1 protein-coding gene is annotated in these 1142 nt (G+C 66.3%); it reads right to left on the bottom strand.

Annotated elements, in window-relative coordinates:
- Positions 1-1023: FAD-dependent oxidoreductase (locus tag VCB98_RS13910; protein WP_346053559.1), on the bottom strand; the 1023-nt coding region annotated here is incomplete at its 3' end.
- Positions 1024-1142 lie beyond the last annotated feature (119 nt).

Genomic DNA, 1142 nt, shown 5'->3' with positions numbered 1-1142 from the left:
ATTGTCCGGGCGGCGGGCCCGTTCATAACGGCGGAGCACAGCGCGTTCACCAGGGTCGTGCCCCCGCTCGCGTGCCCTGGCCAGGATCGGCAGCAGTTCCGCTACATCCTTCAGGCCCAGGTTCATGCCAAGGCCGGCCAGGGGATGGACCGTGTGGGCGGCATCCCCCACCAGCAGCAGGCGCTCGCCGATATAACGCTCGGCCTGGCGGGAACACAGGGGAAAGCTCACCACATCGGTATCCGGTTCCAGTGCGCCCAGGACCCCGGCGCTGGCCAGAGTGAGTTCCCGGCCGAACTGCTCGGGGGAAAGACCACGCAGCCGTTCGGCCTCGGCCGGCGTGGTGGACCAGACAATGGAGCAGCGCCCGTCCGCCAGGGGCAACAGGGCCAAGGGCCCGGTGTCCAAAAACCGCTGACGGGCTGTCTCTCCGTGCGGGATTTCGCTGCGAATATGGGCCACCAGAGCGACCTGCTCGTGATCCAAAGAATTGACCTTGATACCAGCCATCTCGCGAGTGGGCGAGGCACCGCCATCGGCGGCGACCACCAGCCGAGCGCGGAGACGACCGGCCTTGGCCAGACCCAAGAGCGACCCCGTCGGCTCCAGGCTGAGCCGTTCCAGGCGATCGGGCAGGAAGCAGTCGATCGGTGACTCCCGAAGCTGCTGGTGCAGGGCGGCCTGGATGACCCGATTCTCGACAATATGACCCAGCTCGGCCTCGGCCACATCGGCGGCGTCAAACTCGACACGGCCGTGGGCATCCCAGACCGTCATGTGCCGATAGGGACTGACCCGCACCGCCTCCATCGCCGACCAGGCATGCAATTTCTGGAACAGCCGCCGGGAGGCGCGCGAGACCGCGAACACTCGCAAGTCCAACGGCTCATCCTGGGTGACTGGGTCCTTCAACGCTTGGGCGTCCACCAGGGCCACTTGATAGCCGGCCCGGGCCAGACCGAGGGCGCTGGCGGCGCCGATGGGGCCGGCCCCGATGACCGCAATGTCATAGTCTCTGTTCATGCCCGGCATCCTACGATGTCGCCTCCCGCCTGGCCAGAGGCCGTCCCTGCAGAATCAGTAATTTCCTACAGCCGATTCGCCTCTCCTGCACTATGCTTTGGGTTCCACTGGGAGACAGA

Source organism: Natronospira elongata (assembly GCF_034931365.1).
Classification (GTDB): Bacteria; Pseudomonadota; Gammaproteobacteria; order Natronospirales; family Natronospiraceae; genus Natronospira; species Natronospira elongata.
This window is presented reverse-complemented; position numbering and strand designations above follow the sequence as displayed.